The 21,789-nt window shown below is 73.2% G+C and carries 23 protein-coding genes and 1 tRNA gene; 4 read left to right on the top strand and 20 right to left on the bottom strand.

The genetic code is table 11. The features are described from left to right. Positions 1 to 44: 44 nt before the first annotated feature. Entirely contained in the window at positions 45 to 395 is a 351-nt protein-coding gene (locus KDN32_RS03170) for a YchJ family protein (RefSeq protein WP_307853662.1), read from the top strand. Here the strand turns inward: KDN32_RS03170 and KDN32_RS03165 are convergent. Genes KDN32_RS03165 through KDN32_RS03145 form a run of 5 tightly spaced genes read right to left on the bottom strand, consistent with a single transcriptional unit; the run spans position 371 to position 4,690 of the window. After that, positions 371 to 1,021, bottom strand: coding sequence for an IMPACT family protein (locus tag KDN32_RS03165; protein ID WP_211730658.1), 651 nt, complete (start codon positions 1,019 to 1,021; stop codon positions 371 to 373). The two genes, KDN32_RS03170 and KDN32_RS03165, sit on opposite strands and share 25 nt — an antisense overlap. Next, entirely contained in the window at positions 1,018 to 2,034 is a 1,017-nt protein-coding gene (locus KDN32_RS03160) for a YihY/virulence factor BrkB family protein (protein ID WP_307853661.1), read from the bottom strand. Before KDN32_RS03160 ends, KDN32_RS03165 begins: the two co-directional genes overlap by 4 nt. Positions 2,035 to 2,070: 36 nt before the next feature. Next, a complete protein-coding gene (locus tag KDN32_RS03155) occupies positions 2,071 to 2,850 on the bottom strand; it encodes a TSUP family transporter (protein ID WP_211730657.1) in 780 nt (259 codons plus the stop codon). Between the two features lie 2 nt (positions 2,851 to 2,852). Then, a complete protein-coding gene (locus KDN32_RS03150; RefSeq protein WP_211730656.1) occupies positions 2,853 to 3,299 on the bottom strand; it encodes a hypothetical protein in 447 nt (148 codons plus the stop codon). Continuing rightward, positions 3,296 to 4,690, bottom strand: coding sequence for a cystathionine beta-synthase (locus KDN32_RS03145; protein WP_211730655.1), 1,395 nt, complete (start codon positions 4,688 to 4,690; stop codon positions 3,296 to 3,298). Before KDN32_RS03145 ends, KDN32_RS03150 begins: the two co-directional genes overlap by 4 nt. 61 nt (positions 4,691 to 4,751) lie before the next feature. Here KDN32_RS03145 and KDN32_RS03140 point away from each other — a divergent pair, with 61 nt between their 5' ends. Next, entirely contained in the window at positions 4,752 to 5,798 is a 1,047-nt protein-coding gene (locus KDN32_RS03140; RefSeq protein WP_211730654.1) for an SGNH/GDSL hydrolase family protein, read from the top strand. Between the two features lie 82 nt (positions 5,799 to 5,880). On the opposite strand, the gene KDN32_RS03135 is transcribed toward KDN32_RS03140, so the two are convergent. The 4 genes from KDN32_RS03135 to KDN32_RS03120 all read right to left on the bottom strand — a co-directional run bounded on the left by KDN32_RS03135 (position 5,881) and on the right by KDN32_RS03120 (position 9,884). Continuing rightward, the gene (locus KDN32_RS03135; protein ID WP_211730653.1) at positions 5,881 to 6,696 is read right to left on the bottom strand and encodes a Bax inhibitor-1/YccA family protein; all 816 of its coding nucleotides are present in this window, start codon (positions 6,694 to 6,696) and stop codon (positions 5,881 to 5,883) included. A 146-nt stretch (positions 6,697 to 6,842) separates the two neighbouring features. Further along, positions 6,843 to 8,117: a calcium-binding protein gene (locus tag KDN32_RS03130; RefSeq protein WP_211730652.1), complete on the bottom strand. Its 1,275-nt coding sequence runs from the start codon at positions 8,115 to 8,117 to the stop codon at positions 6,843 to 6,845. Between the two features lie 29 nt (positions 8,118 to 8,146). Continuing rightward, entirely contained in the window at positions 8,147 to 8,329 is a 183-nt protein-coding gene (locus tag KDN32_RS03125) for a hypothetical protein (protein ID WP_211730651.1), read from the bottom strand. 223 nt (positions 8,330 to 8,552) lie between these two features. Continuing rightward, the gene (locus tag KDN32_RS03120) at positions 8,553 to 9,884 is read right to left on the bottom strand and encodes an HNH endonuclease (RefSeq protein WP_211730650.1); all 1,332 of its coding nucleotides are present in this window, start codon (positions 9,882 to 9,884) and stop codon (positions 8,553 to 8,555) included. 156 nt (positions 9,885 to 10,040) lie between these two features. Here KDN32_RS03120 and KDN32_RS03115 point away from each other — a divergent pair, with 156 nt between their 5' ends. After that, positions 10,041 to 10,481: an adenylyltransferase/cytidyltransferase family protein gene (locus KDN32_RS03115; protein WP_211730649.1), complete on the top strand. Its 441-nt coding sequence runs from the start codon at positions 10,041 to 10,043 to the stop codon at positions 10,479 to 10,481. A gap of 144 nt (positions 10,482 to 10,625) precedes the next feature. On the opposite strand, the gene KDN32_RS03110 is transcribed toward KDN32_RS03115, so the two are convergent. The 11 genes from KDN32_RS03110 to mfd form a co-directional block, all read right to left on the bottom strand. Continuing rightward, positions 10,626 to 10,699, bottom strand: a tRNA-Leu gene (locus tag KDN32_RS03110). Between the two features lie 25 nt (positions 10,700 to 10,724). Next, positions 10,725 to 11,276 (bottom strand): peptide deformylase, encoded by a 552-nt coding sequence (locus KDN32_RS03105; protein ID WP_307853660.1) that lies wholly within the window; start codon positions 11,274 to 11,276, stop codon positions 10,725 to 10,727. Positions 11,277 to 11,287: 11 nt separating this feature from the next. Then, positions 11,288 to 11,806, bottom strand: coding sequence for a glycine cleavage system transcriptional repressor (locus KDN32_RS23180; RefSeq protein WP_211730648.1), 519 nt, complete (start codon positions 11,804 to 11,806; stop codon positions 11,288 to 11,290). Between the two features lie 13 nt (positions 11,807 to 11,819). Next, positions 11,820 to 12,644, bottom strand: a complete 825-nt coding sequence (locus KDN32_RS03095; RefSeq protein ID WP_211730647.1) for a uracil-DNA glycosylase — start codon at positions 12,642 to 12,644, stop codon at positions 11,820 to 11,822. Beyond that, complete coding sequence (locus tag KDN32_RS03090; RefSeq protein ID WP_307853659.1) at positions 12,641 to 13,570, bottom strand: Ppx/GppA phosphatase family protein; 930 nt, start codon at positions 13,568 to 13,570, stop codon at positions 12,641 to 12,643. The genes KDN32_RS03095 and KDN32_RS03090 overlap by 4 nt, the downstream gene beginning before the upstream one ends. Next, a complete protein-coding gene (locus KDN32_RS03085) occupies positions 13,567 to 14,082 on the bottom strand; it encodes a DUF501 domain-containing protein (RefSeq protein ID WP_307853987.1) in 516 nt (171 codons plus the stop codon). Before KDN32_RS03085 ends, KDN32_RS03090 begins: the two co-directional genes overlap by 4 nt. Before the next feature lie 56 nt (positions 14,083 to 14,138). After that, positions 14,139 to 14,768 (bottom strand): FtsB family cell division protein, encoded by a 630-nt coding sequence (locus KDN32_RS03080; protein WP_211730645.1) that lies wholly within the window; start codon positions 14,766 to 14,768, stop codon positions 14,139 to 14,141. 19 nt (positions 14,769 to 14,787) lie between these two features. Further along, positions 14,788 to 16,065: a phosphopyruvate hydratase gene (gene eno / locus KDN32_RS03075; protein WP_211730644.1), complete on the bottom strand. Its 1,278-nt coding sequence runs from the start codon at positions 16,063 to 16,065 to the stop codon at positions 14,788 to 14,790. A 42-nt stretch (positions 16,066 to 16,107) separates the two neighbouring features. After that, positions 16,108 to 16,548, bottom strand: coding sequence for a MazG nucleotide pyrophosphohydrolase domain-containing protein (locus KDN32_RS03070; RefSeq protein ID WP_307853658.1), 441 nt, complete (start codon positions 16,546 to 16,548; stop codon positions 16,108 to 16,110). A 5-nt stretch (positions 16,549 to 16,553) separates the two neighbouring features. Further along, positions 16,554 to 17,249, bottom strand: a complete 696-nt coding sequence (locus KDN32_RS03065; RefSeq protein ID WP_211730643.1) for a SurA N-terminal domain-containing protein — start codon at positions 17,247 to 17,249, stop codon at positions 16,554 to 16,556. 2 nt (positions 17,250 to 17,251) lie between these two features. Then, on the bottom strand, positions 17,252 to 20,821 hold the full coding sequence (mfd, locus tag KDN32_RS03060) for a transcription-repair coupling factor (protein ID WP_211730642.1): 3,570 nt from the start codon (positions 20,819 to 20,821) through the stop codon (positions 17,252 to 17,254). 203 nt (positions 20,822 to 21,024) lie between these two features. Here mfd and KDN32_RS03055 point away from each other — a divergent pair, with 203 nt between their 5' ends. Beyond that, positions 21,025 to 21,723 carry a hypothetical protein gene (locus tag KDN32_RS03055; RefSeq protein ID WP_211730641.1) on the top strand — a complete coding sequence of 233 codons (699 nt, stop codon included), beginning with the start codon at positions 21,025 to 21,027 and terminating at the stop codon, positions 21,721 to 21,723. Positions 21,724 to 21,789: the final 66 nt, after the last annotated feature.

The raw sequence follows: 21,789 nt of genomic DNA, 5'->3' as shown, positions 1-21,789 counted from the left end.
TGCCACCGGGTTGTTCCCGGCCGGCTCGTGGCTACCCTCGGGCCGTGACGTCGACCCCCTGCCCCTGCGGCCGCGGCCCGGCCTACGACGACTGCTGCGGGCCGCTGCTGGCCAACCGCGAGCAGGCCGCGTCACCGGAGCGGCTGATGCGCTCGCGCTACACCGCGTTCGTCCGCGGCGACGCCGACCACCTCTTCCGGACCTGGCACCCGCGCACCCGGCCCGACGACGTGACGCCCGACCCGCGCACCCGCTGGACCGGGCTCGAGGTGCTCGCGGCGAGCGGTGACACGGTCGAGTTCGTCGCGTCGTGGGACGGCGGGTCCCTGCACGAGGTGAGCCGCTTCGAGCGGCGCGCCGGGCGGTGGGTCTACGTCGACGGCGAGGTCGACTGACCGGGGCCGTCGACCCAGCGCTCCCCGACCGGCGACGGGACCACGGCCCCGCCCGTCGCGGCTGCCACGACCTCGCGCAGCCGGTCCACGTCACCCGCGGCCGCGCCCAGCACCACCCGCACCCGGTCGCCGTACGCCACGTCGAGCACGGTCTCCCCGCGCGCACGCAGCTCGCCCTCCACCCGGCCGGCGTCGGCGTGGTCGAGGTCGACCGCGAGCTCGGTGAGCAGGGAGCGGCGCAGGGTCCCCGCGTCCGCGAGCGCCGCGCGCACCGCGTCGCCGTAGGCCCGCACCAGCCCGCCGGCGCCCAGCAGCGTGCCGCCGAACCACCTGCTCACCACCGCCGCCACGTCGCTGAGCCCGGCGCCGCGCAGCACGTCCAGCATCGGCGCGCCTGCGGTGCCGGCGGGCTCGCCGTCGTCGGAGGACCGCTCGACCTCGCCGCGCGGGCCGAGCACGAACGCCGAGCAGTGGTGCCGGGCGTCGTGGTGCTCGCGCCGCAGTCCGGCGACCAGCTCGCGGGCGGCGTCCTCGTCCGACACCCGGGCCACGTGGCACCAGAACCGCGAGCCGCGGTCCTCGACCAGCCCGGTCGCTGCCCGCGCCACCGTGACGTACGACGTCACGTGCGGGTGCCGGAGCTGTCCGGCTCGGGGGGCTTCTCGGCCGGGCCCGGCTCCCAGCGCACCACCACCTTCTCGAACCCCTTGTGGCGCTGCATGCGGGCGTAGGAGACGTAGGCGCGCTTGTCGGCCTCGGTGAGGCGGACGTTGTCGGTGAACGGCGTCAGCAGGGCGCGCGGCCAGAGCCGGCGGGCGAGCACCACGTTGACCTCGGTGGCGAGCACCGCCATCACCGAGCCGATCCACAGGAAGCCGATCAGGCCGAGGACCAGGCCGAAGGTCTTTGTCATCGAGGAGGTGTTGACCAGCGTGCGGTCGACGTAGGCGGCGCCGCCGAGCTGGAGCAGCTGCCACAGCACGGCGAGCGTGAAGCCGCCCGGCGCTGCGCGCCAGAACGAGTGCTGGCCGGTGGCGGCGAAGCGGAAGAGGTAGGTCAGGCCGGTGCCGACCACGAGGATGGTGAGCACCGGCAGCAGCTGCTTGAGCCCGCCGCCGATCACGTCGGTGAAGACGTCCGTGGTGCTCGCGACCGTCGACACCACCGTGACGGCCAGCAGCGAGAGGCCGGCGGTGAGCAGCAGGATGAGCGTCTTCACGCGTGCGTAGAACGGGTTGGGGCGGCTGTTGCGCGGCACCGACCAGGCGACGTGCTGGGTGTTCTGGAGGGCCTGCCCGAGCCCCATCGCGCCGTAGAGCGCGGCGAGCGCACCGATGACGACACCGCTGACCGACCCCTGCAGGCCCTGCGGCCGCCCGAGCTCGTCGCCGATGATCGGGAACTGCGCCAGCGCGGAGTTGAGGATCTGCTCCTGCCAGTGCGGCTCGCCGCGCAGGATCAGGCCCAGGATCGAGGTGCCGAGGAGCATCAGCGGGAAGATCGCGATGAAGGCGTAGTAGGTCATCGCCGAGGCGAGGTAGGGGCCCTGGTCGTCGAAGTACTTGTAGATCACTGCGATCGGGAAGCCCAGCACGGGATGCCGCCGCTGGAACCCGTCGACTGCCGCCACCGCACCCACGAGGTGGAGGCTACCGGTCGTGGCACGCCGGACCTGTCACCACCAGCCGAGGAGTCCGCCACCGAGTCGCACGACGAACCCGGAGACGACCACGAGGAAGAACGCGCGGACGAACCGCGCACCGCGCGCCATCGCGACCCGGGCGCCGAGGTAGCCGCCCGCGATGTTGGCCGCGGCCATCGGCAGCGCGAGCTGCCAGAGCACCGCGCCCTGCGGCACGAAGACGACCAGCGCGGCGAGGTTGGTGGCCCAGTTGGCCAGCTTGGCCTTGGCCGAGGCCTCGAGGAAGTTGTAGCCGAGCAGGCCCACCAGCGCGAAGACGAGGAACGACCCGGTGCCGGGGCCGATCGCCCCGTCGTAGAACCCGATCGTGACGCCGGTGAGCACCACGGCGGTGAGGTGCTGCCCGCCCTGGAACCGCAGCCGGGTCAGCTCGCCGACGCCGGGCTTGAACCAGACGTACGCGCCGACCAGCACGAGCACCGCGAGGATGATCGGGTCGAACGCGCTGCGCGGGAGCAGCGAGGCGACCAAGGCGCCGCCCGCCGAGCCGGCGAAGGCCGCCAGCATCAGGGGCAGGAAGGTCCGCGGGTCGGGGCGGATCCGTCGGACGTACGTCGCGGCGCTGATGGAGGTGCCGCAGAACGACGCGAGCTTGTTGGTGGCGGCGACCTGCACCACCGAGGCGCCCGGCAGCCCGATCAGCAGCGCGGGCAGCTGGACGAGGCCCCCGCCGCCGACGACCGCGTCGACGAAGCCCGCCACCAGGGCGGCGAGCACCAGGAAGCCGACGACCTCGAGCGACAGGTCGGACACGATCAGCTGGAGCTGGAGCCGTCCTCGCGGACGAACTCCTGCACGACGACGGCGTCGTAGTCCTCGGGCATGGTGGCGCTGAGGCCCGGGCACTCGAACTGCTGGGACTGGTCCTTGACCATCTTCGCCGCCGAGCAGCTGAGGGTGGCGATCGGCGAGCCGTCGGTCGAGAACACCATCTCGAAGATCGGCGCGCGCTCCTCGTCGAGGGTGTTGGTGATGGAGCCCTCGACGTTGGGTGTGGTCACGGCGTTGCCGTTGACCGAGCGCTCGATGCCCTTCAGGGTCCAGCCGTCGTCGACGGTGTAGCCGTTCCAGGAGAAGGCCTTGCCGACCTCGACCTCGACCGGGTCGGTGCTGGTGTCGACGTCGTCCCCACCGCAGGCGGCCGTGCCGCCGAGCAGCGCGAGCGCGACGACCGCGGCGCCCGCGGCGCGCCGGGCGCTCACGGCGCCGCCACGAAGGTGAGCAGGTCCTGGCGGGTCAGCACGCCGATCGGCTTGCCGTCCTCGTGGACCAGGACGGCGTCGGCCTCGGTCAGCAGCGTCACGGCGTCGGTGGCCGCCTCGGTCGAGCCGATCGTGGGCAGCGGCTTCGACATGTGGTCCTCGACCTGGTCGGTCAGCTTGGCCGTGCCGGCGAAGAGGGCGTCGAGCAGCGTGCGCTCGGAGACCGACCCGGCGACCTCGGCCGCCACGATCGGCGGCTCGGCGCGCACGACGGGCATCTGGCTGACGCCGTACTCCTGCAGGATGTGGACCGCCTCGGCGATGGTCTCGCCGGGGTGGGTGTGGACCAGGTCGGGCAGCCGGCCGGACTTGCCGCGCAGCACCTCACCGACGGTGCGGTGGTCGGCCTGGGCGCCGGTGGCGAAGCCGTACTGCGCGAGCCACTCGTCGTTGAAGATCTTGGTGAGGTAGCCGCGGCCGGAGTCGGGCAGCAGCACCACGACCACCGCGTCGGTGCGGCCCTCGGCGGCCAGCTCCTGCGCGACCTGACGGGCGGCCCAGGCGGCCATGCCGCAGGACCCGCCGACGAGCAGCGCCTCCTCGCGGGCGAGGCGACGGGTGAAGGCGAAGGAGTCGGCGTCGGAGACCTCGATGACGCGGTCGGCGACCGTGCGGTCGTAGGTGTCGGGCCAGAAGTCCTCGCCGACGCCCTCGACCAGGTAGGGCCGGCCGGACCCGCCGGAGTAGACCGACCCGGCCGGGTCGGCACCGATCACCTGGATGTCCGGGTTCTGCTCCTTCAGGTAGCGGCCGACGCCGCTGATCGTGCCGCCGGTGCCCATGCCGCAGACGAAGTGGGTGATCCTCCCCTCGGTCTGCTCCCAGATCTCCGGCCCGGTGGTCTCGTAGTGCGAGCGCGGGTTGTGCGGGTTCGCGTACTGGTTCGGCTTCCACGCGCCCGGCTGCGAGGCGAGGCGGTCGGAGACGTTGTAGTAGGAGTCGGGGTGCTCGGGCGCGACCGCGGTCGGGCACACCACGACCTCAGCACCGTAGGCCTTGAGCACGTTGCGCTTGTCGACGCTGACCTTGTCGGGGCAGACGAAGACGCACGTGTAGCCCTTCTGCTGGGCCACCATCGCCAGGCCGACGCCGGTGTTGCCGGAGGTCGGCTCGACGATCATGCCGCCGGGCTGGAGCTCGCCGGACGCCTCGGCCGCCTCGATCATCCGGGTGGCGATGCGGTCCTTCACCGACCCACCGGGGTTGAGGTACTCCACCTTCGCGAGGACCAGCGGACCGTCGGAGTCGGTCCCGGGGAGGTCCAGGGTCCGGCCGAGCCGGACGAGCGGGGTGTTGCCGATCAGGTCGATGACGGAGTTCGCGTACTGCACCGGGTCAATCTAGCCACCTACCGGGCCGTAACCCGCTTCGGCGGGTGCGTAGCCTTGGGGCGTGGGGGCAACTGGAGCAGCACGCAAGCTGGCGTCGGCCGCGGCCCTGGGCGGCGGCGGACTGTCCGTGCTCGGAGCCGGGCTCTACGGCGTGCTGGTGGCCGAGGCGAAGTTCGCCCGCAAGGTCATCGGCAACGCCACCGAGGCTCCGCCCGACGCCACCGGCTGGTATGGCCGGGGCCGTCCCGGCCCCGCGATCCGCATCGCGCTGCTGGGCGACTCGAGCGCCGCCGGCTACGGCGTCGAGCGCGTCGAGGACACCCCCGGCGCCCACCTCGCCAGCAGCCTCGCGGCGCAGGCCGACCGCCGCGTCCACCTGCGCTCGTTCGCGGTCGTGGGCGCCCAGTCGAGCGCGCTCGCCGACCAGGTCGACGCCGCGCTCGGCACCCACCCCGACCTCGCCGTGCTGCTGATCGGCGCCAACGACGTCACCCACACCGTGCTGCCGTCGGCCTCGGTGCGCTACCTCGCCGAGGGCGTACGCCGTCTCCGCGAGGCCGGCGTCGTCGTGGTCGTCGGCACCTGCCCCGACCTCGGCACCATCCGGCCGATCCCACCGCCGCTCAAGCAGGTGGCGCGCGAGTGGTCGCGCCGGCTCGCCGCCGCGCAGACCATCACCGTCGTCGAGAACGGCGGCCGCTCAGTCTCCCTCGGCGACATCCTCGGCCCCGAGTTCGACGCCGCACCCGCGGTGCTCTTCGGCCCGGACCGGTTCCACCCGTCCGCCGACGGCTACCGCCAGCTCGCCTCCGTGCTGGTGCCGTCCTGCCTCGCCGCGCTCGACCTGCTGCCCGCCGACGAGGCGCTGCCCGAGCCGCTGCGCCGCGAGGGCATCCTGCCGGTCGCGGCCGCCGCCGTCCGCGCGGCGCGCACCCCCGGCACCGAGGTCGACGGCACCGAGGTCGGCGGCAACCAGCGCGGCCTGCGCGGGCGCTGGGTCGAGCTGCGCCACCGCCGGCGCCGGCCCTCCACCGACGCCGAGTCGCCCGAGGAGCACGAGGACCACGAGGACCACGAGGCCGCAGTCGAGGACGAGAGCGCCTCCTAGACCCAGCCGACCGGTCGCGGGACGACGAACGGCCCGCCCGAGCAGTGCTCGGACGGGCCGCCGTCTCGGGACCGGGTGCGCGTCAGTCGCCGCGCAGGATCGCGAGGATGCGCAGCAGGTTGGTGTAGATCCAGACCAGGCTGACGGTCAGGCCGAAGGCCGCGCGCCACGACTCGCGCTCGGGCAGGCCGGCGGCGACGCCGTTCTCCACGAAGTCGAAGTCGAGGATCAGCATGAACACGCCGAGCACCAGGCCGGCGAGGGCGAAGACGAAGCCCAGGCCGCCGTTGCCGTAGAGGCCGGTGTCGATGCCGAAGAAGCTCAGCACCAGCGACAGCAGGCCGAGGCCGACCATCGCGAACATGCCGGCCACGACGCCGCGGCGGAACTTGTCGCCGACCTTGATGTCGAGGAACTTGTAGGCCGCGAGCGTGCCGGCGAACGCGGCGAACGTGCCGAGGACGGCGCTGGTCACGATGCCCGGGTAGGACACCTCGAAGAGCTTGCTGACGGCGCCGAGCGCGACACCCTCGGCGACCGCGAAGGCCATGACGAGGGCCGGGCTGATGATCCGCTTGAACGAGTTGACCAGCGACAGCAGGAACGCGCTGCCGGCGCCGAGCATGGCGAGCATGCCGACGCGGCCGAGGTCTGCGGACTCGGTCAGATCGCCGATCCACCACCAGGTGGCGAACGCAGCAGCGAAGACGAGCGCGATCGAGATCGCGGTCTTCTGCACGACCGAGTCGATCGTCATCCGGCCCTGGTCGACCTGGGTGGGGGTCTCGCCGTAGCCGGGGTAGGCAGCGCCCCCGCCGGCGTAGGTCTGGTTGCCGTAGGCGTTCGAGGAGCGGTTGAACTCCTCCGAACGGGCGAACACGGGGTTGTTGCTTCTCATGGTCTCTCCTTGGAGGCCTCCTCCGGAGTCTCCGGAGGTCACGACGCCGTCGCGGTGACGGCGCCTGTCGTGTCAGCCCACTGTAGCCGGGATGACACATGGTCAAACGTGTGCCGCGGGGGCACTGTTCCCGTCACAGCAACTTCTCAGGAACGACGGCCACCGCGCTCGCAGTGGCGCGCGTCCTCGGCGCGGCACAGGTCGGCGCCGCGACCCCCGCGGGCGACGTCGCGGCCCCGGCCGCCGAGCAGGACGTCGTCGCCGTACGACCCGACCAGCACGTCGTCGCCGCCGCGGCCGCGGGCGGTGTAGGGCGCTCCCCCGCTCACGTGGTCGTCCCCCGGCGTGCCGAGGTAGGTCCAGCGGCCGCGGTTGTGCGGCATGGCGACGCGCTCGACGTCGACCACCGACGCCCGTACGGGGTCGCGGTGGCCGAAGCGGGCCACGAACCGCTCGCGGGCGTGGTCGAGCACGCCGCGGGTGCGCGGTCCGGTGTCGAGGACGCCGAGGAACACCTCGTCGCGGCCGGACCCGCCGGTGAGGGCGTGCCGTCCGCGACCGAGGTAGACCTCGAGCCGGTCGCGCCCGGGACCGCCGTCCAGCGTCGAGGGACCGCCCTCCTTGCGCAGCCCGTCGTCGCCCGGGCCGCCGAGGATGACGCCGGCGCCTCCGGTGGAGTCGAGGTAGTCGTCGCCCTCGCCGCCGACGAAGACGTCGTTGGCGTCCTCGCCGCGCGCCGGGGCGTACTCGTCCCAGTCGTTGACGATGAAGTCGTCGCCGCCACGCCCCTCGATCCGGTCGCCGCCGCCATTGCCGATCAGCTGGTCGGGGCCGTCAGTGCCGAGCAGGGTGTCGGCGTGGGTCGAGCCGCGCACCTCGATGACGGCGCCGCTCACCGGGACCGGCTGGGCCACCACGACCGTGTCGGTGCCGTCGCCGGTCGCGGTGCCCGCGAGGAGGTCGACGACGACCCCGGCCACCGACGTGGAGAGGTCGATGACGTCCACGCTGTTGTAGCCGTCGTCGCGCAGCAGGGTGTTGACGCCCGGGTCGACCAGGTCGTCGCCCGGCCCGGGCACGAGGGTGTCCCCGCCCAGCATCGGCTCGTCCTCGAACATCGGCACCAGCCCGTGGGTGCCGCCGAAGAGGCGGTCGGCGCCCTCTCCCCCGGTCAGCACGTCGGCGCCCGCGCCTCCGCAGACCACGTCGTCGCCCGCGCCGGCGTCCACGTCGTCGTTGCCGTCGAGGGCGACGACCACGTCGTCGCCGGGCGTGCCCACGATGGTGTCGTCACCGTCGGTGCCGACGAAGGTCGCGGCCAGCCCGTCGCAGGTGGGGGCCTCGGCGTGGACGGCCGAGGCGGGCACGGGCAGCCACAGGGCTGCCACCAGCAGCGTTGCCAGGCCCGTGTGCAGCCTCATGCGTCCCCGCGAGGTCGCCGCACCGAGGCTCAGCCGCCGCTGCCGAGCCACTGGTTCTGGGTCATCCGGTCCGCCGGCTCCGACTGCTTGCCCGAGCGGTAGCGCTCGAGGTCGGCCTGGTCCCGGCGCAGGCTGTCGACCGCGCGGCGGGCTTCGGCAAGCGCCTCCTCCTTGGTCGCGGCACGGCGGCGTCGTCGGCGGAAGATCCCCATGGCCGGGAGGGTACGTCGCCCGGCGCGCACGACGCGAGGGTCGAGCCGCGACCGCGGAAGGCCGGTCGGCTCGACCCGCCTCCCGCCCCCACCGGCGCGACCCTCACCGAGATCGACGGCTCCGTCGTGCCGGTGGTGTGGCGACCGGTCGACGACGAGGGCGAGCCGCTCCCGCTCTACCCGGCCGAAGCGGCCGCGTGGGTGGCCCGGAGCGTGAGCGCGCTCAGGACGCGAGGGTGAAGCGGCTGGCGAGCTGCCGCTCGGCCGGCGAGTAGTCGATTCCGCCCGACGGGCCTCCAGGGAGCGGTGGCGCCGTCGACCTGGCGAGCCGCAGGTGCTCGGAGACGCAGTCGACCTGGTGGCGGTCGCCCTCGGGTGGCTCGCTGACCCAGGAGGCCCAGCCAGGAGACTCCTTGAGGTAGTTGCACCGCTCGCACAGGCCCTGCCCGTTGGCGGCGGTGGTCGAGCCTCCGCGTGCGACGGGGACCACGTGGTCGTGGTGGCGGATGGGGGCGTTGCAGCCGGCGGTGCGGCAGGTGCCGCCGTCGCGGAGGTCGAGGAGCTCGGCGAGGGCGCCGTCGAAGTGCCGCGAGGTCGACTCCATCGCGACGAGCGCCCGGTCGGCCGGACTGGCGAACAGGCGGCGCAGCGCGGCCTTCGCGGCGGCGCTCGCGCGACGCACGAGGTCGGTGCAGATCGCGGCGGGCAGGAATCCCTCGCCCTGGACGAACCCGGGCTCCGTGCCGTCGCCGAACAGCGACTCCACGCCGATGACGAGGTTGACCCGCACGGGTGCGACGTCGGTGACGGGGTCGCGCCCGGTGACGCGAGCGACGAGCGTGTCGGCGCGGACCTGGCCGCCCGTGCGGTCGTCGCCCGCGGCCCGCGCGCTCGCGGCCGCGGCGTCGAGGGCAGCACGCACGGCGGCGACGTCCTCCAGCGGGAGGGTGGCGACGACCTGCCCGGTGCCGTCGTCGAGCCGGCGGGTCGTGACCCGTCGGTCCGCTCGGGCGCGGCGGTGACGACGGCCCTCGGCCTCGGCCGCCACCGTCAGGCAGGAACGGCGGACGGCCTGGCGCAGCCGCACGTCGCCGAGCCCGGCGAGCCGGGGCGCGAGGTCGTCGTCGACCCGGCGGCGCTGGGCTGGGTCGAGGTGGGCGACCTCGCGGGCGATCGCGAAGGCGCGGTCCTCGGTGAGCTCGCCCCGCGCCAGGGCGGCCAGGGTCTGCGGCAGGTCATCACGCAGGCGCCGCGACAGCAGGACCCGCTGCTCGCCCTGGTGCGGGCTGGCCAGGGTGGTGCGGGCGACCTCGGCGCCGACGGACAACGCCCGCGGCGGCGTGCGGCGGCCCGGCACCGGCACGTCCTCGGTGTCGGCGGCATCTGCGAAGGTCGTCGTCAGGACGACCTGGGCGGCCGCGGCGGCGGACTTGATCCGCTCGAGGGCCTCGAGTCCGTCGAGCAGGTCGACCGCGGTGCCGGAGGCGGTCAGGTCCGCGAGGAGGTCGGCGAGGGCGTGAAGATCGGATGCCTGCCAAGCCGCTTCCTGCTCCATGTCCCGCCTCCTCTGCCGAGTAGATCACCTGTTCTATTGTGACACCAAGCACCGACACTGCCTTCGAAGACAGCGTCAAGATCCGACGCAGGTGTGCAACGGAGCCGCGACGGGTAGAACCCAACGACCGGGCAGTCGGCGAAAGGGGCGGTGCCGGTGACATTCCAGGACCAGCACGGGGCCCACGCACGCGTCTACGTTGACATGGTCGGCGACCTGTTCCACGCCGGTCACGTCGAGCTCCTGCGCGCCGCGCGGGCTCACGGCGACTGGCTGGTCGTCGGCGTGCTCTCCGACGAGACCGCTGCGTCCTACAAGCGACGTCCCGTCATGACCCTCGCCGAGCGCGTCGCCGTCATCGAGTCGTGCCGCTTCGTCGACGAGGTGGTCGCGGACGCCCCCGCCCGGCTGACCGACGCCTTCCTGACCGAGCACCGGATCTCCCTCGTCGTCCACGGCGACGAGCTCTCGGCCGACGGCGCCGCGTCCGTCTACGGACCTGCCGTCGCCGCGGGAGCCTTCGTGACCGTGCCGCGCACGAGCGCGTTGTCGACCACCGAGGTCATCCGGCGGGTCCGCGACCGGCCCGACCTGTGACGCCCGGCACCTCCGGTGACGAGCGATGGAGCACCGCGCTCGTTGCGGGGACGACTCCCTCAGCCCGCCACCCGGAGGTCGGACGCGTGTGCGCTGGCCTACCACGTCGACCACGCGCCCGAGCCGGGCCGTCGACGACCTGGGTGCCCCGGCTGGGGTTCGAACCCAGACTGTGCCGCTTTTAAGGCGGCTTCCTCTACCGGTTGGGATACCGGGGCGCGAGCCGATGGATCGTGGGACGGCTCAGAGATAGGTCTTGCGAGCGTAGACGGCGTGCGCGCCGGCCGCGCGGTCGAGGAAGAGCAGGCCGTCGCAGTGGTCGATCTCGTGCTGCAGCGCCCGCGCCTCGAAGGCCTCGGCCTCGAGCTCGACCTCCTCGCCGGTCCCGGGCAGCTGGCCGCGCACGACGACCCGGCTCGGCCGCTTCACGTCGCCGGTGAAGTCGGGCACCGACATGCAGCCCTCGCGCGCCTTCTGGTTGCGGGTGCCGGACACGACCTCGGCGTTGCAGAGCACGAACGTGCCGTGGTGGCCGCGGGTCTTCGGGTGCTCGGAGACGTCGACGCAGAAGACCTTGACGCCCTCCCCCACCTGCGGCGCGGCGAGGCCGACGCAGCCGGGTGAGACACGCATCGTGGCGACCAGGTCGGCGGCGAGCCGCACCACCTCGGGCGAGGTCGGGTCGACGGTCGCGCCGGAGGTCGAGAGCACGCCGGCAGGGGCGCGTACGACCTCGCGCAGCTCGCCGGCCACACCGAGGTCGGCCTCGGTCCACCGCAGGACCCGGGGGTTCACGCCCACGCGGCTCAGAGCTCGTCGGTGTCGGCCGGGCGCAGCGAGACGCCGACGCCGAGGTCCGCCGCGGCCGCCGCCAGGTCGCGCTCGACCGCCTCGACGTCGGCCCCGGACGGCAGGTCGACCTCGGCGACGAGGAGGTAGAGGTCGCCGGACAGCCGGGTGGTGAGGTCGGTGATGTTGCCGCCGACGCCGGCGACGACGCCGACCACGGCGGAGACGATGCCCGGGCGGTCGCCCCCGTGGACCGACAGCACCCACGACGAGCCGGCGCTCGCCGCGGCCGGCTCGGCCGGCACCTCGCGGACCGACACGGTGAGGCTGCCGTCGGCGGCGAGCGGCGCGAGAGCCGCCTCGATCTCGGCGTCCGCGACGTCGCCCGCGCAGACCAGCATCATCGCGAAGTGGCCCCGCAGCAGCGTCATCGTGGAGTCCTCGAGGTTGAGGCCCAGACCCGCGAGCCGACCGGTGGTCTCGGCGATGATGCCGGGGCGGTCGTGGCCGAGGACGGTGATGGCGTGGGAGGTCACGGGCGCCACCCTGTCAGACGGCCGGACCCGTCAGCGCACGCGCCCGCTCGAAGACCGCGTCCGTCATGTCCGCGGTGAGCCTGCCGGTGTAGGTGTTGTGCGGCGACGGGTGGTAGCAGCCGAGCAGCGTGACGTCCCCGAGCCGGACCTCCTCGCCGTGCCCGAACCGCGGGCGCCGCGGTGGCGCGGGCGCACCCGCGGCGACCAGCGAGCGGACCGCGCCGTCCCACCCGAACGACCCGAGCGCCACCACGGCCCGCACCGTCGGGAGCAGCGCGAGCTCGGCGGCGATCCAGGGGGCGCAGGTGTCGCGCTCGGCGGGCGTGGGCTTGTTGTCCGGGGGCGCACAGCGCACGGTGGCGACCATCCGGGCGCCGAGGAGCTGCTGCCCGTCGCCGGCGTGCTCGCTGGTCGGCTGCGACGCCCACCCGGTGCGGTGCAGGCTGGCGAAGAGCCAGTCGGCGCTCGGGTCGCCGGTGAAGATCCGTCCGGTCCGGTTGCCGCCGTTGGCGGCGGGCGCGAGCCCGACGACCAGCAGCGTCGGCTCGGGATCGCCCCACCCGGCGATCGGCCGGCCCCAGTAGGGCTGGTCGGCGAAGGAGGCGCGCTTGTCGCGGGCGACGTCCTCGCGCCACCGCACGAGGCGTGGGCACGCCGCGCAGACGCTCACCCGGGCCTCGAGCCCGGCCAGGTCGGCGTCCGCGGCGAGGAGGCGTACGTCCTCGGCGTCGCGCGCGACCGCCGTGGTGGCGTCGGCCGGGTCGTCGGGCCACCCGGTGCCGGGCTCGACCGGACTGGTGAAGGCCCCGCCCACGACGGGGTGCGGCAGGAGCGTCACGACCCGATCGCGGCCGCGATGCCGTGCAGGATGTCGGCCTCGGAGACGACGTGCTGCGAGACCGGCACCCGCCGCAGGATCCGGTCCCAGATGAGCGCACCGGCGTCGATCACGTCGGCGCGACCGGGGTGCATGTAGGGCAGCGCGCGGCGCTCGTCGACGCTCATCGCGACCAGGTCGGCGACGAACCGCGCGGTCTCGGCGTTGGACAGCTCGGCGCCGTCGAAGGCGTCACGGTCGTAGGTCGGCAGGGCGAGCACCCCGCAGGCGAGGGTCTTGATGGTGCCGGAGGTGCCGATGACGGTGCGGGCCTGCTCGAGCGGGACGCCCGAGGCGTCGAGCGCCGCGTCGACGTCGGCCACGCACGCCGCGACCTCGTCGGCGGTCGGCGGGTCGCCGTGCAGGTGCCGCTCGTGCAGCCGCACCGACCCGACGTCCATCGACACCGCCGTCCGGCGACCGCCCTCGCCCAGCACCAGCTCGGTGGAGCCGCCGCCGATGTCGACCACCAGCACCGGCTCCTCGGGTGCGCCGGCCCGGCCGGCGATCGCGCCGGCGTAGACGAGCGCCGCCTCCTCGTCGCCCGACAGCACCTCGGGCTCCACCCCGAGCCGGACGCGTACGCCCTCGGCGAAGACCGCGGCGTTGCGCGCGTCGCGGGTGGCGGAGGTGGCGCAGAAGCGGAGCCGCTCGGCGGGGACGCCGTGCTCGGCGACCACGGCGGCGAACTCGTCGATCGCGCCGAAGGTGCGCTCCAGCGCCTCGTCGGCGAGCTCGCCGGTGCGGTCGACACCCTGGCCGAGGCGGACCACCCGGGAGTCACGCAGCACCACGTCCATGCCGCCGTCAGGGCGTACGCGCCCCACCAGGATCTTGATCGAGTTGGTGCCGCAGTCGATCGCGGCGACGAGCCCCGGCTCGCTCACGGTGCCTCGTCGGCCTCGACGCTCACGCAGGGTCCGGACGCCCACCAGTCGCCGAGGGCGTCGAGGACCTCGTCGCCCAGCGGGTTGACGCCGCGGCCCATGGCCAGCGACTGGCCGGCGAGGACGTGGAGGCACTTGACCCGGTCGGGCATCCCGCCGGCGGTGATGCCCGCGATCTCGGGCACGTCGAGCCCGGCACGCTCACCGACCTCGGCGCGCGCCTCGAGGTAGCGCTCGTGGGCCGCCCGGTAGGCGGAGGCGAGCTCCTCGTCGGTGCCGAGGCGCTCCTGCATCTCCTTCATCACGCCCGACCCCTCGAGGGTGCCGATGCGCGAGGCCGCCCGCGGGCAGGTGAGGTAGAAGGTGGTCGGGAACGGCGTGCCGTTGGGCAGCCGCGGCTCGGTCGTGACCACGTCGGGGTTGCCGCACGGGCAGCGGTGCCCGATCGAGTCGATGCCGCTCGGACGCCGACCGAGCTGGGCCTGGACGACGCGCTCGTCGGCCTCGTCGATGCGCGGGTTGTCGCGGTGGACCACCCCCGGCTCGTGCGGGGGGACCTTCTTGTGGCTCACTGCTTCGTACCGTCGATCACGTCTGCGGGCTGCTCCTCGGGCGGGGGTGGGTTGCCGGCGAGCTCCATCGACTCCCACGCGGCGCTCCACCATGCCTTGGGCACGGTCTTGATGACCTCGTCGGGGTCGTTGAGCGTCGCCTGGGCCTCGAGCGGCTTGCCGTCGGGGCCGATCACCTCGAAGCCGGACTCGCCGGGCATCAGGTAGCCGAAGCGGGCCCGGGCCTGGGCCTTGACGTAGGCCGGGTCGTCCCAGCGCGACTTCTCCCGCTCGAGGGCGTCGATGCTGGCCTCCCGCTCGGCGATCTGCGACTTCAGGTCGCCGATGTGGGAGCGCTGCTGCAGGTAGGCGCGCAACGACGAGGCGTAGGACACCGTGAGCACGGCGAGCACCAGCACCAGCACCGCGGCGCGGCCGGTGAGGCGCGGCCGGCGGGCGCTGCTGCGGGGTCGCGGCGAGGCGGGGACGGCCGCGAACGTCTCGGTCGGGCGGGAGGCAGCCGGACGCGTCCCGGCGGCGCGCGGTCGGGGACCGCGCACGCCGGGCCGCGTGGAGCCGCCCTGCCCCGGACCACGGGAGCCGTTCCCGCCGGGCCCGCTCCGGGGCGTACGGCGCTGGGAAGGCATGCGGACCAGTCTGCCTCGTTCAGCCCCGGAATCGCGGGAACGCGCGCGCCCCGGCGTAGCGAGCCGCGTCACCCAGCTCGTCCTCGATGCGCAGCAGCTGGTTGTACTTCGCGACGCGGTCGGAGCGGGCCGGCGCGCCGGTCTTGATCTGGCCGCAGTTCGTGGCGACCGCGAGGTCGGCGATCGTCGTGTCCTCGGTCTCGCCCGAGCGGTGGCTCATCATGTTGCGGAAGCCCGCGCGGTGGGCGAGCTCGACCGCGTCGAGGGTCTCGGTGAGCGAGCCGATCTGGTTGACCTTGACCAGCATCGCGTTGCCCTGGCCGCCGTCGATGCCGCGCTGGAGCCGCTCGACGTTGGTGACGAACAGGTCGTCGCCGACCAGCTGGGTCTTGTCGCCGAGGGCGTCGGTGATGGCCTTCCAGCCGTCCCAGTCCTCCTCGTCGAGCGGGTCCTCGACCGAGACGATCGGGTACGCCCCGACCAGCTCGGCGTAGTAGGCGACCATCTCGTCGGTCGACTTCGCCGCGCCCTCGAAGGTGTAGGAGCCGTTGTCGTGGAACTCGCTCGCCGCGACGTCCATCGCCAGCGCGATGTCGGTGCCGAGCGTGAGGCCGGCGGCCTGCACGGCCTCGGCGATCAGGTCGAGCGCGGCGCGGTTGGACTCCAGGTTCGGCGCGAAGCCGCCCTCGTCGCCGAGGCCGGTCGAGAGACCCTTCTTCTTCAGCACCGACTTGAGCGCGTGGTAGACCTCCGCGCCCTGGCGCAGCGCCTCGCGGAAGGTGGGCGCGCCGATCGGCGCGATCATGAACTCCTGCACGTCGACGTTGGAGTCGGCGTGGGCGCCACCGTTGAGGATGTTCATCATCGGGACGGGCAGCAGGTGGGCGTTAGGGCCGCCGACGTAGCGGAAGAGCGGCAGGCCGGCCGACTCCGCGGCCGCCTTCGCGGTGGCGAGCGAGACGCCGAGGATCGCGTTGGCGCCGAGCTTTGCCTTGTTGGGCGTGCCGTCGAGGTCGAGCATGACCTGGTCGACGAGGCGCTGGTCGTCGGCGTCGAGGCCCACGACCGCGCCGGCGATGTCGTCGATGACGCCGTCGACGGCCTTCTGGACGCCCTTGCCGAGGTACCGGTCGCCGCCGTCGCGCAGCTCGACCGCCTCGAACTGGCCGGTGGACGCGCCACTGGGCACCGCGGCGCGACCGAACGCTCCGTCCTCGAGCAGCACCTCCACCTCGACGGTGGGGTTGCCGCGCGAGTCGAGGATCTCGCGGGCGCCGACGGCAGAGATGATGGACATGGAGGGCTCCTGACAGGGGACGACCGGGGAACGCCCGCCAGCCTAGTCAGGTCGGCGCGTGGCGTCGCCGGGGTGTCCGGCGCCGGCCGTGCGCCCTGCCGCCTTCTCCGCCTTCTCCGCTGCCTTGGCCGCGTCGTAGAGCGCCTCGACCTGCGCGACGTCGGTCGCGACGGCGTCGCCGAAGACGTGCGGGTTGCGCCGCTCCATCTTCGCGAACACCCCGCGCGCGACGTCGTCGAGGGTGAACTCCCCCGCCTCCTCGGCGATCACGGCGTGGATGACCACCTGCAGCAGCAGGTCGCCGAGCTCGTCGCAGAGCGCGGCGGGGTCGCCGGACTCGATCGCCTCGACGACCTCCTCGGCCTCCTCACGGACGTACGGGATGAGCGAGGTGTGGGTCTGCTGACGCTTCCACGGGCACTCGCGCTGCAGCACCCGCATCTGGTCGGCGAAGGCCTCCAGCGCCGAGCCGTCCGCGTCCACGGGCCTCAGCCGCAGCGCTGGTTGAGCGGGAGGGTCCGGGCGAACGCGGTGTCGGGGTCGGTCTCCAGGCCCTTCTTCGCCAGCTCGCCCACGGCCACCGAGGTGTTGGTGTCGATCGGCTTGAGCACCCCGTCGACCGCCTCGAGCCCGTAGCGCGGGTCGATGTCGATGCCGTTGGCGTCGGGCCACTGGTTGAACACGTCGACGCCGGCCTGGGTGGTCTGCTCCTCGGTGGGGTCGGACACGCCTTGGTCGGCCAGCACGATCGCGCCGACCTGGTTGACCACGTCGGTGGCCAGCGCGTTGGCCGAGGTGAGCTCGACGTAGGTGCTGCGCACGTCGCGGGGCATCGTCGCCGCCGAGCGCTGGCGCTGGGCGAGCTCGTTGCGATAGCTCGAGCCCGGCTCGATGCCGTAGTCGTCGGCGACCTGCAGCGCCTGCGCGCGCAGGATCATCAGCTGGATCGTGCCCTGGCGCACGAAGCTCATCGGCAGCACGGTGCTCTGCTGCTCGAACTGGTCGCCCAGCGCGGTGCACATCTGGCCTGCTGCCCGGTCGACCTCGCGGACCGTGAGCTCGTCGTCGCCGACCTTCGCCGCGATGCCCGGCGCCGCGCTCCCGCAGCTCGAGAGCAGCAGTCCGGCGGCGACCGTCGTCGCAGCCGTCACCAGGCGGGAACCGACCTTGCTCTGCTTGCTCACGGTCACTCCTTGCTCGCGGCGGCCGGCGCGGCGGGCGCCGGCACGTCGATGATGTCGTCGATCACACTCCGGGCCCATTCAAGCAGGGCGACGCCCGCAACGGGCTGCACGGGGAAGCCGGACGGCTGCGGGCGCGGCACGAGGATGGTGCTGATCGGCGCCTTGACGATGCTGCGCGGGTGGAGCCGCTGCAGCCGGACCACCCGCGACTCGGGCAGGTCGACCGGGGCGAACCGGACGTACTTGCCGGCGAGCGTGACCTCCTTGACCCCGACCTCCCGGCACCGGGCGCGGAATCGCGCCACGACCAGCAGCGACTCCACGACCTCCGGCGGCGTGCCGTAGCGGTCGACGAGCTCGGCGCGCACCTCGTCGACGTCGGCGTCGGAGCGCACCTCCGCCAGCCGCTTGTAGATCTCGAGGCGCAGCCGCTCCGAGGGGATGTAGTCGTGGGGCAGGTGGGCGTCGACCGGCAGCTCGATGCGGACCTCCGCCAGCTCCTCCTCGGTGCCGCCCTTGAAGTCGGCGACGGCCTCGCCGACGAGCCGGACGTAGAGGTCGAAGCCGACGTCGGCGATGTGCCCGGACTGCTCGCCGCCGAGCAGGTTGCCGGCGCCGCGGATCTCGAGGTCCTTCATCGCGATCGCCATGCCGCCGCCGAGGTCGGAGTGCTGGGCCAGCGTCGCGAGCCGCTCGTGGGCGGTCTCGGTGAGCGGCTTCTCCGCGGGGTAGAGGAAGTAGGCGTACGCCCGCTCCCGCGAGCGGCCCACGCGGCCGCGCAGCTGGTGCAGCTGCGACAGGCCGAGGGTGTCGGAGCGCTCGATGATCATGGTGTTGGCGTTGGACACGTCGAGCCCGGACTCCACGAGCGTGGTGCACACCAGGACGTCGAAGCGCTTCTCCCAGAAGTCGACCATGACCTGCTCGAGCTGGCGCTCGTTCATCTGGCCGTGCGCGGTGGCCACGCGGGCCTCGGGCACCAGCTCCTTGATCCGCGCGGCCGCCTTCTCGATCGACTGCACCCGGTTGTGGATGTAGAAGACCTGGCCCTCGCGCAGCAGCTCACGCCGCACGGCCGCGACGACCTGGCGGTCCTCGTAGGCGCCGACGTAGGTCAGGACCGGGTGCCGCTCCTCCGGGGGGGTGGTGATGGTGGACATCTCGCGGATGCCGGTGACGGCCATCTCCAGGGTGCGCGGGATCGGCGTCGCGCTCATCGACAGCACGTCGACCGACGTGCGCATCCGCTTCATCTGCTCCTTGTGCTCGACGCCGAAGCGCTGCTCCTCGTCGACGATGATCAGGCCGAGGTCCTTCACCCGGATGTCGGGGTTGAGCAGGCGGTGGGTGCCGACGACGATGTCGATCGATCCGTCCGCGAGCCCCTCGATGACCTCCTTGGCCTCCTTGTCGGTCTGGAACCGCGACAGGCCCTTGATCACGACCGGGAAGCCCGACATCCGCTCGGAGAAGGTCGAGAGGTGCTGGGTGACGAGCAGCGTCGTGGGCACCAGCACGGCGACCTGCTTGCCGTCCTGCACCGCCTTGAACGCCGCGCGCACCGCGATCTCGGTCTTGCCGTAGCCGACGTCACCGCACACGAGGCGGTCCATCGGGACCACGCGGCGCATGTCGGCCTTGACCTCGTCGACCGTGGTGAGCTGGTCGACGGTCTCGGTGAACGGGAAGGCGTCCTCGAGCTCGCGCTGCCACGGCGTGTCCGGGCCGAACGCGTGCCCCTCGGTGGCCTGTCGGGCGGCGTAGAGCTTGATCAGCTCGGCCGCGATCTCGCGCACCGCCTTGCGCGCCTTGTTCTTGCGCTTGGTCCAGTCGCCGCCGCCGAGCCGGTCGAGGCTCGGGTTCTCGCCGCCGACGTAGCGGGTGACCTGGTCGAGGGTGTCGGCCGGGACGTAGAGCATGTCGTTGGGGCCGCCGCGCTTGCTCGGGCCGTACTCCAGGACGAGGTACTCGCGGACCGCACCGCCGATCTCGCGCTGCTTCATCTCCACGAAGCGCCCCACCCCGTGCTGCTCGTGGACGACGTAGTCGCCGGCCGTGAGCTCGAGCGGGTCGATCTGGCGCTTGCGGCGTGCGGGCATCTTGCGCATGTCGCGCGTCGAGGCCTTCTGGCCCGACAGGTCGTCGCCGGTGAGCACCGCGACCCCGGCGGAGTCGTCGACCAGGCCGTGGACCAGGTGGCCGCACGTCACGGTGACGACGCCGGGACCGGCCGTCGCGCCCTCCTCGACCACGCGCGCGGCGATGTCGTTCTCCCCGAGCAGCTCCACGAAGCGGTTGGCCGGGCCGTGGCCGGCGTGGACGACGACGACGTCGAGGCCGTCGGTGACCCAGGTCCGGATGTCGTCGACGGCCTTCTGGAGGTCGCCGCGGTAGGCGTCGGCTGCGTGGGTGGGCAGCAGCCGGCTCGGCACCCCCGCGGTCTGACCATCGACCGGTGCGCCCTCGTCGTCGATGCCGAAGGGGCTGACCGACCACCAGGCAAGGCCGAGGCCGATGGCGTGCTGGCGCACGTCGGCGATCTCGCGGTAGGACGCGGCCCCGAGGTCGATGGGCGCGGTGCCGCCGCCGGCGGCCGCGGCCCACGAGGCGCCGAGGAACTCCTCGCTGGTGGCGACGAGGTCGTGGGCGCGGGTGCGCGCCCGCTCGGGGTCGAGCACCAGGACGGTCGTGTCGGGGGGCAGCAGGTCGACGAGCAGCTCCATCGAGTCGACGAGCGCCGGGGCGAGCGACTCCATGCCCTCCACGGCGATGCCGGCGGCCATCTTGTCGGTGAGCTCCAGCAGCTGCGGGTGGGCCTGGCCCAGCGCGGCGGCGCGGCGGCGCACCTCCTCGGTGAGCAGGAGCTCGCGGCACGGCGGGGCCCAAAGCCGCGGGACCGTCTCGAGGGTGCGCTGGTCGGCGACGGAGAACGCGCGGATCTCCTCGACGTCGTCGCCCCAGAACTCGACGCGGAGCGGGTGCTCCTCGGTGGGCGGGAAGACGTCGACGATGCCGCCGCGGACAGCGAACTCGCCGCGTCGCTCGACCATGTCGACCCGGGAGTACGCCGCGTCGGCGAGGCCGCGCACGACGTCCTCGAGGGCCCGGGTGTCGCCCGGCGCCAGCTCGACCGGCTCGATGTCGGCCAGCCCCGGCACCTGCGGCTGCAGGATGCTGCGGATCGGCGCCACGACGACCTTCAGCGGGCCGTTGGCGGCGTCGGTGCCGGGGTGGCGCAGCCGGCGCAGCACCGCCAGTCGGCGGCCGACGGTGTCGCTGCGCGGGCTGAGCCGCTCGTGCGGCAGGGTCTCCCAGCTCGGGTAGTAGGCGACCGTGTCGGGGTCGACGAGGTCGGCCAGCTCGTCGACGAGGTCTTCCGCCTCGCGCGAGGTGGCGGTCACGGCGAGCACCGTGCGGCCGCGGTCGACGAGCCCGCCGACCACGAACGGGCGCACCGCCTGCGGACCCGTCAGGTCCAGGGCGGACTCCAGCGAGGCATCGGCGAGGGCACCGCCGAGCGCGGGGGCGGAGGCGAGGCGCTGGGCGACGTCGGACAGGGGCGTGGTCGGCACCGGGGATCCCTTCAGGAGCACGCGAAAAACCCCCTGTGGGCGCGAGCCGGGGGGAGGGATGAAAGTCTACGGGGGCTGTCCGACACCGGACGTAGGGGTGAGAAGGGTTTGTGCCGCACGTCCCACGGGTAGCACCATCCACAGCGTCCGGCGTACCAGCGTCGGACGGACACGTACTTCATCCTGAGAGGAACAACGGGGACATGCGCATCACGCGTCTCATCGCCGGCACCGTTTCCGCCGGCCTGCTCGGTGTCACGCCGCTCGCGATCTCGGCTCCGGCCGGGGCCGCCGTCACGGTCACCACCGCCACCTCGCTCACGTCCGACCAGACGGCCTACGTCTACGGCGACAAGATCTACTTCGACGCCGCCGTCACCACGTCGGACCCGAACAACGCCTACGCGCCGGGCTCCGCCACGCTCTACGTCCTGACCCCGGGCTCCTCCGCCTGGACGCCCGTCAGCAGCGACGAGGGCGTCAGCTACCTCTACTTCACCGACGTGAAGGCCACCTCCAACGCGTCCTACAAGGTCGTCTACCCCGGCGGCACGGACGGCTCCGGCAACGTCTACACCGCCAGCGAGTCGGTGCCGTTCACCATCGCCACCGCCCGCAAGATGACGATCAAGAACCCGCGCGGCACCTTCATCAAGGGCAAGATCAAGCCGGACTACAAGAAGAAGAAGGTCCTGATCCAGAAGAAGGTCGGGAAGAAGTGGAAGAAGTTCCGCACGCTCAAGACCAACAAGAAGAGCGCCTTCCAGACCACGCTCCCCGCCTCGCGCAAGCGGACCTTCTTCCGCTTCGTGGTGAAGGGCAACTCGATGTACGCCGCCAGCGCCCAGGAGGGCTCGACCATCGCGTACCGCTCGGTCGCCCCGCGCGCGTCGCTGCGCTGACACCGTCCGGTCACTGACCGACCGATCCGCCGGCCGGGTCCCGGTCCCCTCGGGGATCCGGGGCCC

The organism is Nocardioides palaemonis, assembly GCF_018275325.1.
Lineage (GTDB): Bacteria > Actinomycetota > Actinomycetes > Propionibacteriales > Nocardioidaceae > Nocardioides > Nocardioides palaemonis.
Note: the sequence above shows the minus strand (reverse complement) of the source record. Positions and strands in the feature narration are given on the sequence as shown.

Excerpts from the sequence above, each read along its gene's own strand:
- KDN32_RS03080 (WP_211730645.1), bottom strand. The coding sequence starts at position 14,768 with ATGCCTTCCCAGCGCCGTACGCCCCGGAGCGGGCCCGGCGGGAACGGC.
- KDN32_RS03125 (WP_211730651.1), bottom strand. The coding sequence starts at position 8,329 with ATGGGGATCTTCCGCCGACGACGCCGCCGTGCCGCGACCAAGGAGGAG.
- KDN32_RS03135 (WP_211730653.1), bottom strand. The coding sequence starts at position 6,696 with ATGAGAAGCAACAACCCCGTGTTCGCCCGTTCGGAGGAGTTCAACCGC.
- KDN32_RS03120 (WP_211730650.1), bottom strand. The coding sequence starts at position 9,884 with ATGGAGCAGGAAGCGGCTTGGCAGGCATCCGATCTTCACGCCCTCGCC.
- eno (WP_211730644.1), bottom strand. The coding sequence starts at position 16,065 with ATGTCCATCATCTCTGCCGTCGGCGCCCGCGAGATCCTCGACTCGCGC.
- KDN32_RS03055 (WP_211730641.1), top strand. The coding sequence starts at position 21,025 with ATGCGCATCACGCGTCTCATCGCCGGCACCGTTTCCGCCGGCCTGCTC.
- KDN32_RS03130 (WP_211730652.1), bottom strand. The coding sequence starts at position 8,117 with ATGAGGCTGCACACGGGCCTGGCAACGCTGCTGGTGGCAGCCCTGTGG.